This window comes from Paraburkholderia kururiensis (assembly GCF_034424375.1).
Lineage (GTDB): Bacteria > Pseudomonadota > Gammaproteobacteria > Burkholderiales > Burkholderiaceae > Paraburkholderia > Paraburkholderia kururiensis_A.
In genome coordinates this window covers 3,694,718-3,712,335 of the sequence record NZ_CP139965.1, presented here as the reverse complement: position 1 = coordinate 3,712,335, position 17,618 = coordinate 3,694,718, and the positions used below count along the sequence as shown (strand labels likewise).

Genomic DNA, 17,618 nt, shown 5'->3' with positions numbered 1-17,618 from the left:
TCCCTGGAGTACAATGCAGGGTTCTAATGGTAATGGGTTTTTGCCGTTCCGGTCATCTATCGACAGAATACGCGCGGCTTCACGCCTGAAAGGGCAGCCCGCACGGTGAGGGACATGATTCCAGAATTTCAATTGATCAACCGGGGCAGCCGTTCGGCGCGCACCATGACGGGCGTCCTTATCGCGGCAGCATGCGTGGTTCTGGCCGGATGTTCGACCTATGACAGCCTGACTCAGCGTATTGCCCAGCGCATTACGCCGTATCGCATCACTGTCGTGCAGGGCAACTTCGTCTCGAAAGAGGCGGCGGCGCAAATGCGGGTAGGCATGTCCCGCGCCGAAGTGAAGCAACTGCTCGGCACGCCGCTCCTCACGGACATGTTCCACGACGACCGGTGGGACTACATCTTCTATTTCAAGCGCGGCTCGACCTCCGTCGTGCAGCAGCGTGACTTCATCGTGAACTTCGCGGGCGACCGCGTGGCGGCCTGGTCGGGCGGCGACGATCTGCCTTCCAACCTGGAACTGCTTGCCGAGATCGACGGCGACAAGAGCGGCAAGAAGGTGAAGCCCATAGCCGCTGCGCCGGCAAGTGGAGCAAGCGCGGCAAGCTCGGCGGCCTCTGCGGCTGCACCGGCGAGCGCGCCTTATGCGCCCACGGTGCCGGACACGGCGGGTCAGCCGGGCATCGCTGCCGACGCCGCTGCTCTGCCGCAGACCGACCCGAACGCACAGGCCGCCCAGGCGGCGAATCGCGCGACCAACGCGGTGCAGACGCCGACAACCGGCGGGTCCTCGGCACGGGCCAACGCGCCGCGCAGCGGTGTGGGTGTGCCGTCGAGCGTCGATACCACGCCGCAGCAGCAGATCCAGTTGCGTCGCAAGCCGGCGCCGGCACCCGTTTCACCGGAGTCGAATCCGGTCGGGCCGACGGGCACGCAGGACAACAGCAGCACGGGGCCCACGCACAACGCGCCGCTCACGTCTTCGCCGACGTCTTCAACTGCGCAGGGAGCGGGCGGCTGATCTGACGGTCCGCCACATGCGAGCGGGACCGCGCGCAACGCGGTCCCGCTGTGATTCCCGCCCACCCTCCGACTTGCTGGAAAGCTCATGAAAATCGCCATCGCCGGTGCATCGGGCCGAATGGGCCGCATGCTGATCGAAACCGTCCTCAACGATCCCGATGCGACGCTTGCCGGCGCGCTGGACCGCGCGGATTCCCCGCAGCTCGGTCAGGACGCGGCGGCGTTTCTCGGCAAGACGAGCGGCGTGCCGCTCACGAGCGATCTCGACGAAGTCTTTTCGAAAGCCGATTACCTGATCGACTTCACGCGGCCCGAAGGCACGATGGCGTACGTGGAAGCGGCGTTGCGCCACAACGTGAAGCTCGTGATCGGCACCACCGGCTTCGAGCCCGAGCAGAAGGCCCGCGTGCACGCCGCAGCCGAAAAGATCGGCATCGTGTTTGCCGGCAACATGAGCGTGGGCGTGAACGTCACGCTCAAGCTGCTCGAGTTCGCCGCGCGCTATTTCGCGACCGGCTACGACATCGAGATCATCGAGGCGCATCACCGTCACAAGGTGGACGCGCCGTCCGGCACGGCGCTCATGATGGGCGAAGCGATTGCCGGCGCGCTGGGTCGCAATCTGGACGACTGCGCCGTGTACGGGCGCCACGGCGTGACGGGCGAGCGCGATCCCTCGACCATCGGCTTCTCGGCCATTCGCGGCGGCGACATCGTGGGCGACCATACCGTGCTCTTCGCCGGCATCGGCGAGCGCATCGAGATCACGCACAAGTCGGCGAGCCGCCAGTCGTATGCGCAAGGCGCGCTGCGCGCGGTGCGCTTCCTCGAAGGCCGCGCCACCGGCCTTTACGACATGCAGGACGTGCTCGGCCTGCGCTGAGCACGCTGTTCCGTTCCCATCCGGGGCCGCGGTCGACGCGACAACGGTCACCGGCGAAGCGAGGTTCCATGGCAGCAGGCACCGGTATCGTTCATTACCTCCAGACGAGCGACGCCATCACGCACGCAGTGGCCTGGGTGCTGCTCGCGATGTCGATGGCGAGCTGGTGCTTCCTGCTCGTCAAAACGTGGATGCTGGTGCGCGCGAAAACCCAGGGGCCGAGCGCCCTCGCGCAATTCTGGCAGGCGAAGACGCTTGCCGAGGGCGTTGACGTAATGCGGCGCACGGACCGCGAACGCATCTTCCTGCCGCTCGCCCAGGCGGCACTGCAGGCGTCCGAAGCTGACATGCCCGGTGCGCTGCTTGCCCGTGTGGACAGGAGCGAGCGCGTGCTTCGCGCGCTGCGCCAGGCGCTCAATACCTCCCAACGTCGGCTCGAATTCGGCCAGGTGCTGCTCGCTTCGGTGGGCAGTACGGCGCCGTTCGTCGGGCTGCTCGGCACCGTCTGGGGCATCTATCACGCGCTGGGCAGCATCGCGTCGAGCGGGCAGGCCGCCATCGAAAACGTGGCCGGTCCGGTGGGCGAGGCGCTCATCATGACGGCATTCGGTCTCGTGGTCGCGATTCCGGCTGTGCTCGCGTACAACATCCTGGGCCGTCTCGCGCGCCAGCTTTCCGAGGACCTGGACGGCTTCGCGCACGACCTTCACGCGTACGTCTGCGGCCCCGAGGCCCACGACGCCCCGGCGCCGGCCCGCGAATCGCAACGCGACGCGAGCGGGCGTCGGGTGTCCGCGGGCTGAGACACGAGGAGCGCGGCATGGCATTCGGCGGACTCGACAAGCATCAGAATTCCGCGCCCATGGCGGACATCAACATGACGCCGCTCATCGACGTGATGCTGGTGCTGCTCGTCATCTTCATCATTACGGCGCCGCTGCTCACGCACGCCATCCGGCTCGATCTGCCGAAGGTCGCCGCCGCGCCGGCGCGGCCCACGCCCGAAACCATCACGCTTTCCATCGACGCCGCAGGCAAGATCTACTGGAACGCCAAACCCGTGACGGTCGAGCAGATGCGCGCGCAGTTCGCGGAGGCTGCCCGGCGCGCCGGGCAGCCCGAGATCCAGTTGAGGGCCGCGCGCGCTACGCGCTACGAAGTGATCGCGCAGGTGATGGGCGCGGCGCAACAGGCGGGGCTGGAGCGCATCGGCTTCGTGACGGAGCCGCCGCAGGGGCAGGGCGGCGAGTCATCGGACGTTGCCGCGCCTGCACCGCGTGCACCAGCCACACCCACGCCAGCGCCTGGCGCGACGAAACCTTAGCCGGTCATCGGCCGGCAACCGGTTCTCGAACCGCAACACCGCTCACGCAGACCGCTTTCAGCGGCAAAAGCACGCAAAACCCCGCCCTCCCGCAGCGGGGGCGCCCGTTGCGGACGGTATAATCGACGTTTCCCGCGAAAAGTCTGCGGGTCTCGCCGAACGGTGGCGAGCGCGACATCAACAAGGCAAACGCACCCGGCCCGGTGCGCTGCACCGAACCTGGCGAAATCCCATCCACACCATGCACGAAAAATACGTTCCTTCCGACGTCGAGTCCACCGCACAGGGCGAATGGCGCGCGAACGACGCATACCGGTCCACCGAACGCACCGACCGGCCCAAGTTCTATTGCGTCTCGATGCTGCCGTACCCGTCGGGCAAGCTGCACATGGGCCATGTGCGCAACTACACGATCAACGACGTGATGTACCGCTATCTGCGGATGAACGGCTACAACGTGCTGATGCCGATGGGCTGGGACGCGTTCGGCATGCCCGCCGAAAACGCCGCGATGGCCAACGGCGTGCCGCCCGCGAAGTGGACGTACGACAACATCGCGTACATGAAGGGGCAGATGCAGTCGATGGGCCTCGCGATCGACTGGTCACGCGAAGTCGCCACCTGCAAGCCCGATTACTACAAGTGGAACCAGTGGCTGTTCCTCAAGATGCTCGAGAAGGGCGTCGTCTACAAGAAGACCGGCACCGTGAACTGGGACCCGGTCGACCAGACCGTGCTCGCGAACGAGCAGGTGATCGACGGGCGCGGCTGGCGCTCGGGCGCGCTCGTCGAGAAGCGCGAAATCCCGATGTACTACATGCGCATCACGCAGTACGCCGACGAACTGCTCAACGACCTTGAAGGCCTCGGCTGGCCCGAACGCGTGAAGGTCATGCAGCAGAACTGGATCGGCAAGAGCTACGGCGTGAACTTCGGCTTCCCGTATGAGATCGACGGCGAGCAGAAGCTTTTGCGCGTGTTCACCACGCGCGCCGACACCATCATGGGCGTCACGTTCTGCGCGATCGCAGCCGAGCATCCGCTTGCCACGCGCCTCGCCGAAGGTCGTCCGGAGCTGCAGGCCTTCATCGACGAATGCAAGCACGGCGGCGTTGCGGAAGCCGACATGGCGACGATGGAAAAGAAGGGCGTGGCCACCGGCTTCTTCGTCACGCATCCGCTCACGGGCCAGCAGGTCGAGGTCTGGATCGGCAATTACGTGCTGATGAGCTACGGCGAAGGCGCCGTGATGGGCGTGCCCGCGCACGACGAGCGCGACTTCGCGTTCGCGAAGAAGTACGGTCTGCCCATCAAGCAGGTGGTGGACGTGCCGGGCAAGACGTACTCCACCGATGCCTGGCAGGAGTGGTACGGCGACAAGGAAGCGGGCGTGTGCGTCGCGAGCGGCAAGTACGACGGCTTGAAGCACGAAGACGCCGTGAAGGCGATCGCCGCGGACCTGAAGGCGCTCGGCGTGGGCGATCGTCAGGTGACCTGGCGCCTGCGCGACTGGGGCATTTCGCGCCAGCGCTACTGGGGCACGCCGATCCCCATCATCCATTGCCCGAGCTGTGGCGACGTGCCGGTGCCCGAGCAGGATCTGCCCGTCGTGTTGCCGGAAGACCTCGTGCCGGACGGCACGGGCAACCCGCTCGCGAAGTCCGAGGCGTTCCTGAACTGCACGTGTCCGAAGTGCGGCGCAGCCGCGAAGCGCGAAACCGACACGATGGACACCTTCGTCGATTCGTCGTGGTACTTCTCGCGCTATCCGGCGTCGGATGCGACCACGATGGTCGATGAGCGCACCGACTACTGGATGCCGATGGATCAGTACATCGGCGGCATCGAGCACGCCATCCTGCACCTGCTGTACTCGCGCTTCTGGGCGAAGGTGATGCGCGACATGGGCCTCGTGAAGTTCGGCGAGCCTGCGAAGAACCTGCTCACGCAGGGCATGGTGCTCAACGAAACGTATTACCGCGAGAACGACGCGGGCAAGAAGACCTGGTACAACCCGGCCGAGGTGGCGGTCACGCACGACGACAAGGGCCGCCCCGTGGGCGCCACGCTGAATGCGGACGGCAAGCCCGTGGTGCTGGGCGGCGTGGAAAAGATGTCGAAGTCGAAGAACAACGGCGTCGACCCGCAGGTTCTGATCGATCAGTACGGCGCCGATACCGCGCGTCTCTTCACGATGTTCGCCGCGCCGCCCGAGCAGCAGCTCGAATGGTCGGGCGCGGGCGTGGAAGGCGCCAGCCGCTTCCTGCGCCGCGTGTGGGGCTTCGGCTATGCGAACGCGGACGTGCTGCGTGCGCAGACCGCGCTCGATGCCGCGCAACTCGCCGAAACCGACAAGGTGCTGCGCCGCGAGATTCACGGCGTGCTCAAGCAGGCCGACTTCGACTATCAGCGTCTGCAGTACAACACGGTCGTGTCGGCGGCCATGAAGATGCTCAACGCGCTGGAAGGCGCGAAGGGCGCGCAGCCTGCCGTGCTGCGCGAAACCTTCGGCATTCTGCTGCGCGTGCTGTACCCCGTCGTGCCGCACGTCACGTACCGTCTGTGGCAGGAGCTCGGCTATGCCGACGAGTTCGGCACGCTGCTGGATGCGCCGTGGCCGAAGGTCGACGAAAAGGCGCTGGAGCAGGCCGAAATCGAACTCGTGCTGCAGGTGAACGGCAAGGTGCGCGGCGCGCTGACCGTGGGGAAGGATGCCGCGCGCGAGGCTATCGAGCAGGCAGCGCTGGCGCACGAAATGTTCGCGAAGTTCGGCGAGGGCAAGCCCGCGAAGAAGGTCGTGATCGTGCCCGGCCGCCTCGTGAACATCGTGGTGTAAACATGCGGCGTCTTCTGTTCTGCTCTGTCCTGAAGGACGGAAGACGCGAGCGATCGCTTTCGGTCCAGACGGTGTGTCCGGACAGTGCGGTCCAACCGTCGTGAACCTCGGGAGCCCAAGTGATTCGTAGATCGTTTCTGACGCTGGCATGTGGCGCGCTGATGTTGTCCGCCTGCGGTTTCCAGCTGCGCGGCCAGCAGAACTACGCGTTCAAGCGCCTCGCGATCGTCGGCGCACCGGCGCCCGTGGCGGCACGTCTCACGCGCATGGTGGAAGGCGGCAGCGACACCGTGGTCGTCAATTCGCCAGCGAACGCCGATGCCGTGTTGCGCGTATCGGAGGCGCGCGGCATGAGCACGCTGACGCTGAGCACGCTCGGCGTGGTCGAGGAGTATCAGCTCAACTACTCGTTGAACTACACGCTCGTCGGCGCAGACGGCACGATGCTGATCAACCCGAGCGTCATCGCGCTGAATCGCGCCATGACCTACAGCACGCAGTACTCGCTCGCGAAGGGCCAGGAAGCGGACATCCTGTACGCCGACATGCAGAACGACGCCGTGGATCAGCTCACGCGCCGGCTCGGCGTCGTGCACACGCTGCACCCGGCGCCGGGCCAGGAAGTGCCGAGCGTCGCGCCGCGCGCGCCGCTGCCGCCGCCGCCGCTGTAATGCACCGGCGCGTGCGCGCAGCCTTCCGCGCCACGCACGCGTCGACACCGGCCTCGCTTTTCGTAGCCTCGTCTTCGTAGCCCCATTTCTCTCGCTGAATCTCAAGCCGCTTTTCAGCCTGCTGTTTAAGCCGTTTTTCAGCCGATTCCGCGCATCACTTTCAACGCTCCAGCGCCATGCAACTGCGACTCGACGCACTCGAAGCACACCTCGGTAAAGGCCTCGCCGGCCTCTACGTGGTCTATGGCGACGAGCACCTGCTCGTGCAGGAAGCGTGCGACCGCATCCGCGCGGCGGCACGCGCGGCCGGCTTCACGGACCGCAATGTCTTCACCGTCGAGCGCGGCTTCGACTGGAGCACGCTGCTGGGCGCGAGCCAGTCGATGTCGCTGTTCGGCGACCGCCAACTCGTGGAACTGCGCATTCCGTCCGGCAAGCCGGGCAAGGAAGGCGGCGAGGCGCTGAAGACGCTGGCCGCGGGCGCGAGCCCCGACGTGCTGACGCTCGTCACGCTGCCGCGGCTCGACGCGGCCACGCAGAAGTCGGCGTGGTTCACGGCGCTGGCGGAGGCGGGCGTCGCGCTGAAGATCGATCCCGTCGAGCGCGCGCAGTTGCCGAACTGGGTGGGCCAGCGGCTCGCGCAGCAGGGCCAGCGCGTGGCGCCCGGCGAAGAGGGCCGCCGCGCGCTGCAATTCATCGCTGAGCGGGTGGAAGGCAACCTGCTTGCCGCGCACCAGGAAATCCAGAAGCTCGGGCTGCTGTATCCCGCTGGCGCGCTCTCCTTCGAGCAGATCCACGATGCCGTGCTGAACGTGGCGCGCTACGACGTCTTCAAACTGAACGAGGCAATGCTGGCGGGCGACGTCGGCAGACTGGCGCGCATGCTCGACGGCCTGCGCGGCGAAGGCGAGGCGGCGGTGCTCGTGCTGTGGGCCGTGGTCGAGGAATTGCGCACGCTGTTGCGCATCAAGCGCGGCGTGGCGGCCGGCAAGCCGCTCGCCATGCTGCTGCGTGAGAACCGCGTGTGGGGGCCGCGCGAGCGGCTCGTCGGGCCGGCGCTGTCGCGCATCACGGAGCCCACGCTGGAGCGTGCGCTTGCGATTGCGGCGCGGCTCGATAGGCAGGTGAAGGGACTTGCCGCGAACGCGCGAGGCGAGCGGCGCGACCTGCTGCCGCCCGATGCATGGGACGGGCTCTTCGAACTTGCCATGGCGGTGGCGGCGCCGTCGCCCGCGCAGACGGCGGGCGCGGGCCGGCCGGCTGCACCACCACCGCGTGCGTCCGGCGGGCGACCGGTTGGGTCAGCCGGATCGGCGGGGCCAGCAGCGCCATCGAGGCCAGTCCGCGGCCGGCCAGTCTGAACGCCCACGCCGCGCACGAAGGAAGATGGACGACGCGGCGCGCGACACAACGTGAGCGCGAGCCCTCGCCGCAGCGCTTCTTTCAGGCGTCACCACAAACCTTGGCCGCGAGCAAACGGGGTCGGCAGGACTTACAATCCTGAGACTTCCTGCAAGCAGATACGACACCACGCGCAACGCACCGCCGGAACGGACTTCGCGAACGCGCAGCATCACGACAGATCACCATGGACATCGACCAGTACATGACCGACCTCGGCCGCCGCGCCCGCCAGGCTTCGCGCGCAATGGCACGCGCGTCGACGGCCGCGAAGAACGCCGCGCTCGAAGCGGTGGCCCGCGCCATCGAGCGCGACGCCGCCGCGCTCAAGGCCGCCAACGCGCGCGACCTCGCGAAGGCGCGCGAGAAAGGGCACGACGCCGCATTCATCGACCGGCTCACGCTGTCCGACAAGGCGCTCGCCACCATGGTGGAAGGGTTGCGTCAGGTCGCAGCGCTGGCGGACCCGATCGGTGAAATCTCGAATCTCAAGTACCGTCCGAGCGGCATTCAGGTGGGGCAGATGCGCGTGCCGCTGGGCGTGATCGGCATCGTCTACGAGTCGCGGCCGAACGTGACCATCGACGCCGCCGCACTGTGCCTGAAGTCGGGCAACGCGACGATTCTGCGCGGCGGCTCCGAAGCGCTCGAGTGCAATACGGCGCTTGCAAAGCTGATCGCCGAAGGTCTGCGTGCAGCGGGTCTGCCGCAAGACGCCGTGCAGGTCGTCGAGACGGCCGACCGCGCCGCGGTGGGCAAGCTCATCACGATGACCGACTACGTGGACGTGATCGTGCCGCGCGGCGGCAAGAGCCTGATCGAGCGCCTGATGGCCGAGGCGCGTGTGCCGATGATCAAGCACCTGGACGGCATCTGCCACGTCTACGTCGACGACCGCGCCGACATCGAGAAGGCACTCACCGTCTGCGACAACGCGAAGACGCATCGCTACGGCACGTGCAACACGATGGAGACGCTGCTCGTGGCGCGCGGCATCGCGGCCGAGATTCTGCCGCCGCTCGGCAAGCTCTATCGCGACAAGCAGGTCGAACTGCGCGTCGATCCGGCGGCGCGGGCGGTGCTCGCCGCGGCGGGCGTGGGTCCGCTCGTCGACGCCACCGAGGCCGACTGGAGCACCGAGTACCTCGCGCCCGTGCTCGCGATCAAGGTCGTGGACGGCCTCGACGCCGCCATCGAGCACATCAACACCTACGGCTCCGCGCACACGGACGCCATCGTCACCGAAGACCACGACCGCGCCATGCGCTTTTTGCGTGAGGTCGATTCGGCGAGCGTGATGCTCAACGCCTCGACGCGCTTTGCCGACGGCTTCGAATTTGGCCTCGGCGCCGAGATCGGCATCTCGAACGACAAGCTGCACGCGCGCGGCCCGGTTGGGCTTGAAGGGCTCACGTCGCTGAAGTACGTGGTGTTCGGGCACGGGGAAGGGCGGCAGTAAGCGGCGCTTCCTGCGAGCCGCACGCATCGCCATGACACGCCTTTAAAGAATTCAAAGGACCATCAATGCTCTGGGTGAAGACGTTTCACATCGTTCTGATTGCTTCCTGGTTTGCCGGCCTGTTCTATTTGCCGCGCATCTTCGTCAATCTGGCGATGGAGACCGAGCCCGCTGCCGTGAAGCGTCTGCTCATCATGGCGCGCAAGCTGTATCGCTTCATGACGATGATCGCCGTGCCGGCGCTGCTGTGCGGACTGTGGCTGTGGCTTGTGGTGGGCATTGGCCGCGGGCAGGGCTGGATTCACGCGAAGGTGGGCGTGGTGGCGCTGCTCGTCGCGTATCACGTCTGGTGCGGTCGACTGCTCGCTACCTTCGAGCGCGGCGAGAACCGCCGCTCGCACAAGTGGTATCGCATGTTCAACGAACTGCCGGTGCTCGGCATGCTTGCCGCCGTCGCGCTCGTCGTCATCAAGCCGTTCTAGTCGCGAGGCCCGCGCCGGGGGCACCCGGCTTACGGCTCCAGTGGGTCGATGCGTCGGCCCACGATCAGATCCTTCGCCTTCTTCAGCTTTTCCGCGAGCGCCGGTCCGCGCTGCAGCGCCACGCCCACGGCCAGAATGTCGCCGATCGCGAGATGCGAGGTGCGCGACGTCATCGGCGAAAAGATGTCGGTGTCTTCATCCACGTTGGCGTGCAGGCCCACCGTTGCGATGCGCGCGAGCGGCGAATTGCCGTGCGTGATCGCGATGACCTTCGCGCCGCCCGCGAGCGCGGCCTTGGCGGCGTCCACGATGTCGCGCGTGCGCCCCGTGTTTGAAATCGCGACCACCACGTCGCCGTCGCCCAGCAGCGCGGCGGACATCAGGAAGGTGTGCGGGTCCGAATACGCGACGCTCGGCATGCCGAGCCGGAAGAACTTGTGCTGCATGTCCTGCGCCGCGATGCCCGAGCCGCCCGCGCCGTAGAACTCGATGCGCCGCGCCGCGGCGAGCAGCGCGATGGCCGCAGCCACCGCATCCGACGAGAGCGTGTTGCGCACCTGGATCAGCGCCCCGATGGTGCGGTCGAGCACCTTGGCCGCGACGCCCGGCACCGGCTCGTCGGGCCGCACGTCGCGATACACGGCGGGCACGCCGGCTGCGACGCCCTGCGCGAGCCGGATCTTGAACTCCCGAAACCCCGAAAAGCCGAGCGCCCGGCAAAAGCGCGCGATGGTGGGCTGGCTCACGCCGGCGCGGTCCGCGACCTCGGTCATCGACAGGTCGAGCACTTCGCGCGGCGATTCCAGCACGTAGTCGGCCAGCTTGCGCTCGGACGGACGCAACTGCTCGCGCATGGCTTCCACCTGGGAAAGCATCATCGAAAAACTCGCACTATGCTGAAAGATCCGGGGACTATAGCGGATTGAATGATTGTACAAAAACTACATGATCGGCGTGGGTGTATTCCCCAGGTTGTGGGCGGTTTGCCGTGAAGGTACTTGAATATTGGCGCTGCGGCGAGGGCGAAAATGAAGGAGCGCCCGAAAAAGCCGATTGCTGGCTTGTAGTTTTTCTACTAACATCTTCGGGCGCGGCACACCGCGCCGGTGGCCGCGCAGCGTCAGCGCCACGTCCATGTCAGAGACGAAGGAGATTCGATGGCTTCCCCGCATGCCCAGTTGATGAAGGTCACGCGCCGCGTGATCGAGCGCAGCAAGCCCACGCGCGAGTCGTATCTCGCACGGATCGAGGCGGCGCAAGGACGCTTTCCCGCGCGCGGCGCGCTCTCGTGCGCGAACCTGGCTCACGGCTTCGCCGGCATGGAAGGCAACGACAAGTTCGAGATCAAGGCGCTGCGCGCGCCCAACATCGGCATCGTCTCGGCCTACAACGAGATGCTCTCGGCGCATGCGCCGTATCGCGACTACCCCGAGCTCATCAAGCAGGCCGCGCGCGAGAACGGCGGCGTCGCGCAGTTCGCGGGGGGCGTGCCGGCGATGTGCGACGGCGTCACGCAAGGCAACGCGGGCATGGAGCTGTCGCTCTTCTCGCGTGAGGTGATCGCCATGAGCACCGCGGTCGCGCTCACGCACAACATGTTCGACGCGGCGCTGTGCCTCGGCATCTGCGACAAGATCGTGCCGGGCCTCATGATCGGCGCGCTCCAGTTCGGGCATCTGCCCACTATCTTCGTGCCCGCCGGGCCGATGACGAGCGGCCTCTCCAACGACGAAAAAGCGAAGATCCGCCAGCTTTATGCCACGGGCCAGGTGGGCCGCGACGCACTGCTCGAATCTGAGGCCGCGGCTTATCACGGACACGGCACCTGCACGTTCTACGGCACCGCGAACAGCAACCAGATGCTCATGGAAGTGATGGGCATGCATCTGCCGGGCTCCGCCTTCATTCACCCGCACACGCCGCTGCGCGACGAACTGACGGCGGCCGCCGCGCGCCGTGTGCTGGACCTCACCGTGGAGCGCGGTCAGTACACACCGATCGGCCATGTGATCGACGAGAAAGCCATCGTCAACGGCATCGTGGCGCTGCTCGCCACGGGCGGCTCCACGAATCACACGCTGCACCTCGTCGCGATTGCGCGCGCGGCGGGCATCGTGATCGACTGGAACGATTTCGACGAACTCTCGCAGGCCGTGCCGCTGCTCGCGAAGGTCTACCCGAACGGCAAGGCCGACGTAAATCATTTCCACGCGGCGGGCGGCATCGCCTTCCTCGTGCGCAATCTGCTCGAAGGCGGCTTGCTGCACGAGGACGTGAAGACCGTGGCGGGAGAGGGACTTGCTCACTACACGCAGGAGCCGAAGCTGATCGACGGCAAGCTGACGTGGGTGCCCGGCGTGGTGGAGAGCCAGGATACGGCGGTGCTGCGCGGCATCCAGCAGCCGTTCCAGCCGGACGGTGGCTTGCGGCTCATGCAGGGTAAGCTGGGCCGCGGCGTCATCAAGATTTCGGCGGTAGCGGCGCAGCATCGTGTGGTGAAGGCGCCGGCCATCGTGTTCGACTCTCAGGAAGCGGTGCAGGAAGCGTTCGATCGCGGCGAACTGAAGCGCGACTTCGTAGCCGTGGTGCGCTTCCAGGGCGCACGCGCCAACGGCATGCCGGAGCTGCATCGGCTGACGCCGCTGCTCGGCGTGCTGCAGGATCAGGGCTTTCACGTGGCGCTGGTGACGGACGGCCGCATGTCGGGCGCCTCGGGCAAGGTGCCCGCGGTGATCCACGTCTCGCCCGAAGCGCTGCTGCAAGGTCCGCTCGGCAAGGTGCGCGACGGCGACATGATCGTGATCGATGCCGAAGCCGGCGTGCTCGACGTCGAAGTGGACGACGCCGAATGGGCCACGCGGTCGGTGGCCGCGCCGCGCCATCAGGCGGAAAACGAAGTCGGCTTCGGCCGCGAATTGTTCGGCGTGTTCCGCGCGGCGGCGGCGCCCGCGGAGCTGGGCGCATCGGTATTCGGCCCGCTCGTGGGCGAAACAACAACCGGCGAAGGTTCGGGCGAGCAGGCGGGCGCCGCGGCATCCCGCGCTCACCACGAACTGCACAAACAAGGAGCTTGAACATGACTGCACAGACAGTGGCCGAAATCGTACGGCTCGGTCCGGTGATTCCGGTACTCGCATTCGAATCGGTGGAGCAGGGCGAAAACGTGTCGCGCGCGCTGCATGCGGGCGGCGTGAAGGTACTCGAAATCACTTTGCGCACCGAGGCTGGCCTCAAGGCCATCGAGCGCGCGAGCCAGTTGGCCGAAGACATCGTGGTGGGCGTGGGCACGATCACGAAGCCCGAACAGTGCGCACTGGCGAAGAAGGCGGGCGCGCGCTTCGGCGTGTCGCCGGGCCTCACGAAGGACATGCACCAGGCCGCACAGGACGCCGGCCTGCCGCTGCTGCCGGGCGTGATGACGCCGACCGACATCATCGTCGCACTCGAACTGGGCTACGAGATCGTGAAGTTCTTCCCCGCGCAGCCGGCCGGCGGCGTGCCGATGCTGCAGGCGTTTCACGGTCCGTTCCCGACGCTGAAGTTCTGCCCGACCGGCGGCATCACGGCCGAATCAGCGCCCACCTTTCTTGCGCTGCCTAACGTGGTGTGCGTGGGCGGTTCGTGGCTCACGCCGAAGAGCGCGCTCGCCGCGCAGAACTGGGACGAAGTCACGCGGCTCGCGCGCGCCGCAAGCGAACTGGCGCCGCCTGCACGGTGATGTGCCGGTGGGTTCGGCGTTCCGGTTGATCGGAACGTCGGACCGCCGCCGCTGGGACGCGCCATCGATGCGAGCACAGGTGCGCGGCCTGGAAGCGGCCCGGCAGCGACCAGCAGGGCTACGTAACGCGCAAGATCGATCCACCGTGCGCAGCGGCACAGCGTGCAGGGTGAATCCACGCCGTCTGGCCCATCGGACCGCTCCCGCAGCGCTCTCCGCTCACGCGCAAGCACTCAAGTCTGACAGTAAAATTCAGCGTCCTCGCAGACGGGCCGTACGCGCCGCCGCGCGCAGAACCGCGATCCCGGCCGACGGCAGCGTCTCGCGTCCGTTTCCATAACACCAAAGGAGGGGCTTCATGGTAGCCGTCCACGGCAGCATGCTGCTGGTCTTTGCGCTGGTCGCCATTGCCGCGCTGATCCTGCTGATCACGCGCTTCAAGGTCTATCCGTTCCTCGTTCTCATCATCGTCTCGCTGCTGCTCGGTCTTGCCGTCGGCATGCCGATGGATCAGATCGTCAAGTCGTTCGAGACCGGCAACGGCAATACGCTCGGCCACATCGCGATCGTGGTGGGCCTCGGCACCATGCTCGGCAAGATGATGGCGGAGTCCGGCGGCGCGGAGCGCATCGCTACGACGCTCATCGGCTGGTTCGGCGAGAAGAACATCCACTGGGCGATGATGTGCGTCGCGATCATCGTCGGCCTGCCCGTGTTCTTCGAAGTGGGCTTCGTGCTGCTGATTCCGATTGCCTTCAATGTCGCGCAGCGCACCGGCAAGTCGCTGCTGCTGATCGGCCTGCCGATGGTGGCCGGTCTTTCCGTCGTGCACGGGCTCATTCCGCCGCATCCGGCCGCGCTGCTCGCGGTGCAGGCGTATCACGCCGACATCGGCCGCACCATTGCGTACGGGCTGATCGTGGGTGTGCCCACGGCCATCGTCGCCGGTCCCTTGTTTGCGCTGCTGATTCATCGTCACATCAAGCTCACGGCGCCGAATCCGCTCGCGGCCCAGTTCATCGAAGGCGGCAACGGGACGGGCGCGTCGACGGGCGGCGCAGCGCGTCAGAAGCGCGAGCTGCCCGGCTTCGGCATCACGCTCTTCACCATCCTGTTGCCGGTCATCCTGATGCTCGTGGGCAGTTGGGCCGACCTCGTATTCGCGCCGAAGACGATTCCGAACGGTCTGCTCCACTTCGTCGGCACCTCGGACGTCGCGCTGCTGATCGCGGTGCTCGTGAGCTTCTGGACTTTCGGCACGCAACGCGGCTTCACGAAGGAGCAGATCCAGAAATTCTGCGGCGACTGTCTTGCGCCTATTGCGGGCATTACGCTGATCGTGGGCGCGGGCGGCGGCTTCGGCCGCGTGCTGATGGACAGCGGTATCTCGAAGGAAATCATTTCGCTCGCGCAGAACGCGCAGCTTTCGCCGCTGCTGCTCGGCTGGTTCGTCGCCGCGTTGATTCGCCTTGCAACCGGGTCGGCGACCGTCGCGATGACCACCGCGTGCGGCATCGTCGCGCCCATCGCGTCGGCAAGCGGCGTGCAGGTTCGGCCGGAACTCATGGTGCTTGCCACCGGTTCGGGCTCGCTCATCTTTTCCCACGTGAACGACGGCGGCTTCTGGCTCATCAAGGAGTACTTCGGCATGACCGTCGGTCAGACGTTCAAGACGTGGTCGCTTTGCGAGACGATTATTTCGTTGCTCGGTCTCGGTTTTACGTTCGCACTGGCGGCAGTGCTGTAAGGAGCAGTAGATGATCTTGATAGCAATGGGCGTGTCGGGCGCCGGCAAGTCGCGCATCGGCGAAATGCTGGCGGAACGCCTTCAGTGCAGCTTCACCGACGGCGACGCGTTCCACAGCGCGGCCAACAAGGAGAAGATGCACCACGGCATTCCGCTTACCGACGAGGACCGCTGGCCGTGGCTGCGCACCATTCGCGCGGCGATCGAGGAAAAGCAGCGCGCGGGCGAGACGGCCGTGTTCACGTGTTCGTCGCTCAAGCGCGCGTATCGCGACATCCTGCGCAACGGCGACGGCGATGTGTGGTTCGTGTACCTGAAGGGTTCGATGGAGACGCTGCGCGAGCGCCTGAAGACGCGCACGGGCCACTTCTTCGACCCGTCGCTGTTGCAAAGCCAGCTCGATACGCTCGAAGAGCCGGGTGCGGACGAGGCGGTGGAGGTAAGCATCGATCTCGAGCCGGAGCAGATCGTCGAGAGCGTGCTTGCGCAGTTGAAGGCGCGCGGCGCGTCGTGATCGGCTGGCTGATCTGCCGCGTTTTCGGCGGGCAGACGTGAAAAAGGCGTTCCTTCGAGGAACGCCTTTTTGCTTTGAGCGGGCGCTCAGGCCGTGGCTTAAGCAGCCACTCACACGTTACGCGATCCGCTTCGCCAGTTCCTCGGCCTTGCCCGTGTACGAGCCCGGCGTCATGTCCAGCAGGCGTGCTTTCGCGTCGGCCGGAATGTTGAGGCCGCCGATGAACGTCTGCAGCGCTTCGCGCGTGATGCCCTTGCCGCGCGTGAGTTCCTTCAACTGCTCGTACGGATTTTCGATGCCGTAGCGGCGCATCACCGTCTGCACCGGCTCGGCCAGCACTTCCCAGCAGTTGTCGAGGTCGTCGTTCAGACGCTGCGGATTGACTTCGAGCTTGTCGAGGCCGCGGATCAGCGCGTCATAGGCGAGCAGCGAGTAGCCGAACGCCACGCCGATGTTGCGCAGCACGGTCGAATCGGTGAGGTCGCGCTGCCAGCGCGAGACGGGCAGCTTGTCGGCGAGGTGGCGCAGCGTCGCGTTCGCGAGGCCCAGATTCCCTTCGGAGTTTTCGAAGTCGATCGGGTTGACCTTGTGCGGCATCGTGGACGAACCGATCTCGCCGGCCTTCGTCTTCTGCTTGAAGTAGCCGACCGAGATGTAGCCCCACACGTCGCGGTCCAGGTCCAGCAGGATCGTGTTCGCGCGCGCCACGGCGTCGAACAGTTCGGCCATGTAATCGTGCGGCTCGATCTGGATGGTGTAGGGGTTGAAGGTGAGTTTGAGCCGTTCTTCCACGACCTTGCGCGAGAACGACTCCCAGTCGAAGTCGGGGTACGCCGACAGGTGCGCGTTGAAGTTGCCCACGGCGCCGTTCATCTTGCCGAGCAGCTCCACCTTCTCGATGCGCGCGATGGCACGGGCGAGGCGCGCCGCGACGTTGGCGATTTCCTTGCCGAGCGTGGTGGGGCTGGCGGGCTGGCCGTGCGTGCGGGAGAGCATCGGCTGGGCGGCCTGGGCATGCGCGATTGCGACGAGGCGCTCATGCACCTTGCGCAGCGCGGGCACGATGACGTGCTCGCGCGCGCCGGCGAGCATCATGCCGTGCGACGTGTTGTTGATGTCTTCCGAGGTGCAGGCGAAGTGGATGAATTCGCTTGCGCGCTCCAGCTCCGGCTGACCCTTCACCGACTCCTTGAGCCAGTACTCGACGGCCTTCACGTCGTGATTCGTCACGCGCTCGATTTCCTTGATGCGCGCGGCGTCGTGCGCGGTGAAGCGCTCGGCGAGCTGCAACAGGAACTGTTCCGACGCCTCGGAGAAACGCGGCACCTCGGCGAAGCCGGCGTGCGAGAGCGCGATGAGCCAATGGATCTCGACCGTCACGCGGTGGCGCATGAAGGCGGCTTCGGAGAGCCAGTCGCGCAGGGCTTCCGTTTTGGCGGCATAGCGGCCGTCGAGCGGGGAGAGCGCGGTGAGCGCGTAGAGGGTGTCGGGGCGGGTGTCGGACATGATGGGACGAGCCGGAGGAGGGTGAGATCGGAAACGGGGAGAACCGCGA

15 protein-coding genes are annotated in these 17,618 nt (G+C 66.4%); 13 read left to right on the top strand and 2 right to left on the bottom strand.

Going from position 1 to position 17,618, the window contains the following annotated elements:
- Positions 1-165 precede the first annotated feature (165 nt).
- The 9 genes from U0042_RS16535 to U0042_RS16495 all read left to right on the top strand — a co-directional run bounded on the left by U0042_RS16535 (position 166) and on the right by U0042_RS16495 (position 10,084).
- Positions 166-1,026, top strand: coding sequence for an outer membrane protein assembly factor BamE (locus U0042_RS16535; RefSeq protein WP_198665374.1), 861 nt, complete (start codon positions 166-168; stop codon positions 1,024-1,026).
- Between the two features lie 87 nt (positions 1,027-1,113).
- The gene (dapB, locus tag U0042_RS16530) at positions 1,114-1,911 is read left to right on the top strand and encodes a 4-hydroxy-tetrahydrodipicolinate reductase (protein ID WP_114813264.1); all 798 of its coding nucleotides are present in this window, start codon (positions 1,114-1,116) and stop codon (positions 1,909-1,911) included.
- 68 nt (positions 1,912-1,979) lie between these two features.
- The gene (locus U0042_RS16525) at positions 1,980-2,714 is read left to right on the top strand and encodes a MotA/TolQ/ExbB proton channel family protein (RefSeq protein ID WP_114813266.1); all 735 of its coding nucleotides are present in this window, start codon (positions 1,980-1,982) and stop codon (positions 2,712-2,714) included.
- 17 nt (positions 2,715-2,731) lie between these two features.
- Positions 2,732-3,235 (top strand): ExbD/TolR family protein, encoded by a 504-nt coding sequence (locus U0042_RS16520; RefSeq protein WP_114813268.1) that lies wholly within the window; start codon positions 2,732-2,734, stop codon positions 3,233-3,235.
- Between the two features lie 241 nt (positions 3,236-3,476).
- On the top strand, positions 3,477-6,071 hold the full coding sequence (leuS, locus tag U0042_RS16515) for a leucine--tRNA ligase (RefSeq protein WP_114813270.1): 2,595 nt from the start codon (positions 3,477-3,479) through the stop codon (positions 6,069-6,071).
- A 119-nt stretch (positions 6,072-6,190) separates the two neighbouring features.
- Positions 6,191-6,742, top strand: a complete 552-nt coding sequence (gene lptE / locus U0042_RS16510) for an LPS assembly lipoprotein LptE (RefSeq protein ID WP_042302491.1) — start codon at positions 6,191-6,193, stop codon at positions 6,740-6,742.
- 176 nt (positions 6,743-6,918) lie between these two features.
- Positions 6,919-8,103: a DNA polymerase III subunit delta gene (gene holA / locus U0042_RS16505; protein ID WP_114813272.1), complete on the top strand. Its 1,185-nt coding sequence runs from the start codon at positions 6,919-6,921 to the stop codon at positions 8,101-8,103.
- A gap of 227 nt (positions 8,104-8,330) precedes the next feature.
- Positions 8,331-9,602, top strand: coding sequence for a glutamate-5-semialdehyde dehydrogenase (locus U0042_RS16500; protein ID WP_114813274.1), 1,272 nt, complete (start codon positions 8,331-8,333; stop codon positions 9,600-9,602).
- Positions 9,603-9,667: 65 nt separating this feature from the next.
- A complete protein-coding gene (locus U0042_RS16495; protein WP_114813276.1) occupies positions 9,668-10,084 on the top strand; it encodes a CopD family protein in 417 nt (138 codons plus the stop codon).
- A gap of 29 nt (positions 10,085-10,113) precedes the next feature.
- Here the strand turns inward: U0042_RS16495 and U0042_RS16490 are convergent, their stop codons facing one another.
- Entirely contained in the window at positions 10,114-10,962 is an 849-nt protein-coding gene (locus U0042_RS16490) for a MurR/RpiR family transcriptional regulator (RefSeq protein WP_114813278.1), read from the bottom strand.
- 279 nt (positions 10,963-11,241) lie between these two features.
- Between U0042_RS16490 and edd the strand changes: the two genes are divergently transcribed.
- The 4 genes from edd to U0042_RS16470 all read left to right on the top strand — a co-directional run bounded on the left by edd (position 11,242) and on the right by U0042_RS16470 (position 16,063).
- Entirely contained in the window at positions 11,242-13,158 is a 1,917-nt protein-coding gene (gene edd, locus U0042_RS16485) for a phosphogluconate dehydratase (RefSeq protein ID WP_114813281.1), read from the top strand.
- A gap of 2 nt (positions 13,159-13,160) precedes the next feature.
- Positions 13,161-13,802 (top strand): bifunctional 4-hydroxy-2-oxoglutarate aldolase/2-dehydro-3-deoxy-phosphogluconate aldolase, encoded by a 642-nt coding sequence (gene eda / locus U0042_RS16480; RefSeq protein ID WP_114813284.1) that lies wholly within the window; start codon positions 13,161-13,163, stop codon positions 13,800-13,802.
- 358 nt (positions 13,803-14,160) lie between these two features.
- Positions 14,161-15,549, top strand: a complete 1,389-nt coding sequence (locus U0042_RS16475) for a GntP family permease (protein ID WP_114813285.1) — start codon at positions 14,161-14,163, stop codon at positions 15,547-15,549.
- Positions 15,550-15,559: 10 nt separating this feature from the next.
- Positions 15,560-16,063 carry a gluconokinase gene (locus U0042_RS16470; RefSeq protein WP_114813287.1) on the top strand — a complete coding sequence of 168 codons (504 nt, stop codon included), beginning with the start codon at positions 15,560-15,562 and terminating at the stop codon, positions 16,061-16,063.
- A 117-nt stretch (positions 16,064-16,180) separates the two neighbouring features.
- Here U0042_RS16470 and purB read toward each other — a convergent pair whose 3' ends face one another.
- The gene (gene purB, locus U0042_RS16465; RefSeq protein ID WP_114813289.1) at positions 16,181-17,569 is read right to left on the bottom strand and encodes an adenylosuccinate lyase; all 1,389 of its coding nucleotides are present in this window, start codon (positions 17,567-17,569) and stop codon (positions 16,181-16,183) included.
- Positions 17,570-17,618: the final 49 nt, after the last annotated feature.

What these genes read in the sequence shown, in the direction of transcription:
- leuS (WP_114813270.1), top strand. Translation starts at nt 3,477, where the DNA reads ATGCACGAAAAATACGTTCCTTCCGACGTCGAGTCCACCGCACAGGGC.
- holA (WP_114813272.1), top strand. Translation starts at nt 6,919, where the DNA reads ATGCAACTGCGACTCGACGCACTCGAAGCACACCTCGGTAAAGGCCTC.
- U0042_RS16535 (WP_198665374.1), top strand. Translation starts at nt 166, where the DNA reads ATGACGGGCGTCCTTATCGCGGCAGCATGCGTGGTTCTGGCCGGATGT.
- eda (WP_114813284.1), top strand. Translation starts at nt 13,161, where the DNA reads ATGACTGCACAGACAGTGGCCGAAATCGTACGGCTCGGTCCGGTGATT.
- purB (WP_114813289.1), bottom strand. Translation starts at nt 17,569, where the DNA reads ATGTCCGACACCCGCCCCGACACCCTCTACGCGCTCACCGCGCTCTCC.
- dapB (WP_114813264.1), top strand. Translation starts at nt 1,114, where the DNA reads ATGAAAATCGCCATCGCCGGTGCATCGGGCCGAATGGGCCGCATGCTG.
- U0042_RS16520 (WP_114813268.1), top strand. Translation starts at nt 2,732, where the DNA reads ATGGCATTCGGCGGACTCGACAAGCATCAGAATTCCGCGCCCATGGCG.
- edd (WP_114813281.1), top strand. Translation starts at nt 11,242, where the DNA reads ATGGCTTCCCCGCATGCCCAGTTGATGAAGGTCACGCGCCGCGTGATC.
- U0042_RS16495 (WP_114813276.1), top strand. Translation starts at nt 9,668, where the DNA reads ATGCTCTGGGTGAAGACGTTTCACATCGTTCTGATTGCTTCCTGGTTT.
- U0042_RS16470 (WP_114813287.1), top strand. Translation starts at nt 15,560, where the DNA reads ATGATCTTGATAGCAATGGGCGTGTCGGGCGCCGGCAAGTCGCGCATC.
- U0042_RS16500 (WP_114813274.1), top strand. Translation starts at nt 8,331, where the DNA reads ATGGACATCGACCAGTACATGACCGACCTCGGCCGCCGCGCCCGCCAG.
- U0042_RS16525 (WP_114813266.1), top strand. Translation starts at nt 1,980, where the DNA reads ATGGCAGCAGGCACCGGTATCGTTCATTACCTCCAGACGAGCGACGCC.
- U0042_RS16490 (WP_114813278.1), bottom strand. Translation starts at nt 10,962, where the DNA reads ATGATGCTTTCCCAGGTGGAAGCCATGCGCGAGCAGTTGCGTCCGTCC.
- U0042_RS16475 (WP_114813285.1), top strand. Translation starts at nt 14,161, where the DNA reads ATGGTAGCCGTCCACGGCAGCATGCTGCTGGTCTTTGCGCTGGTCGCC.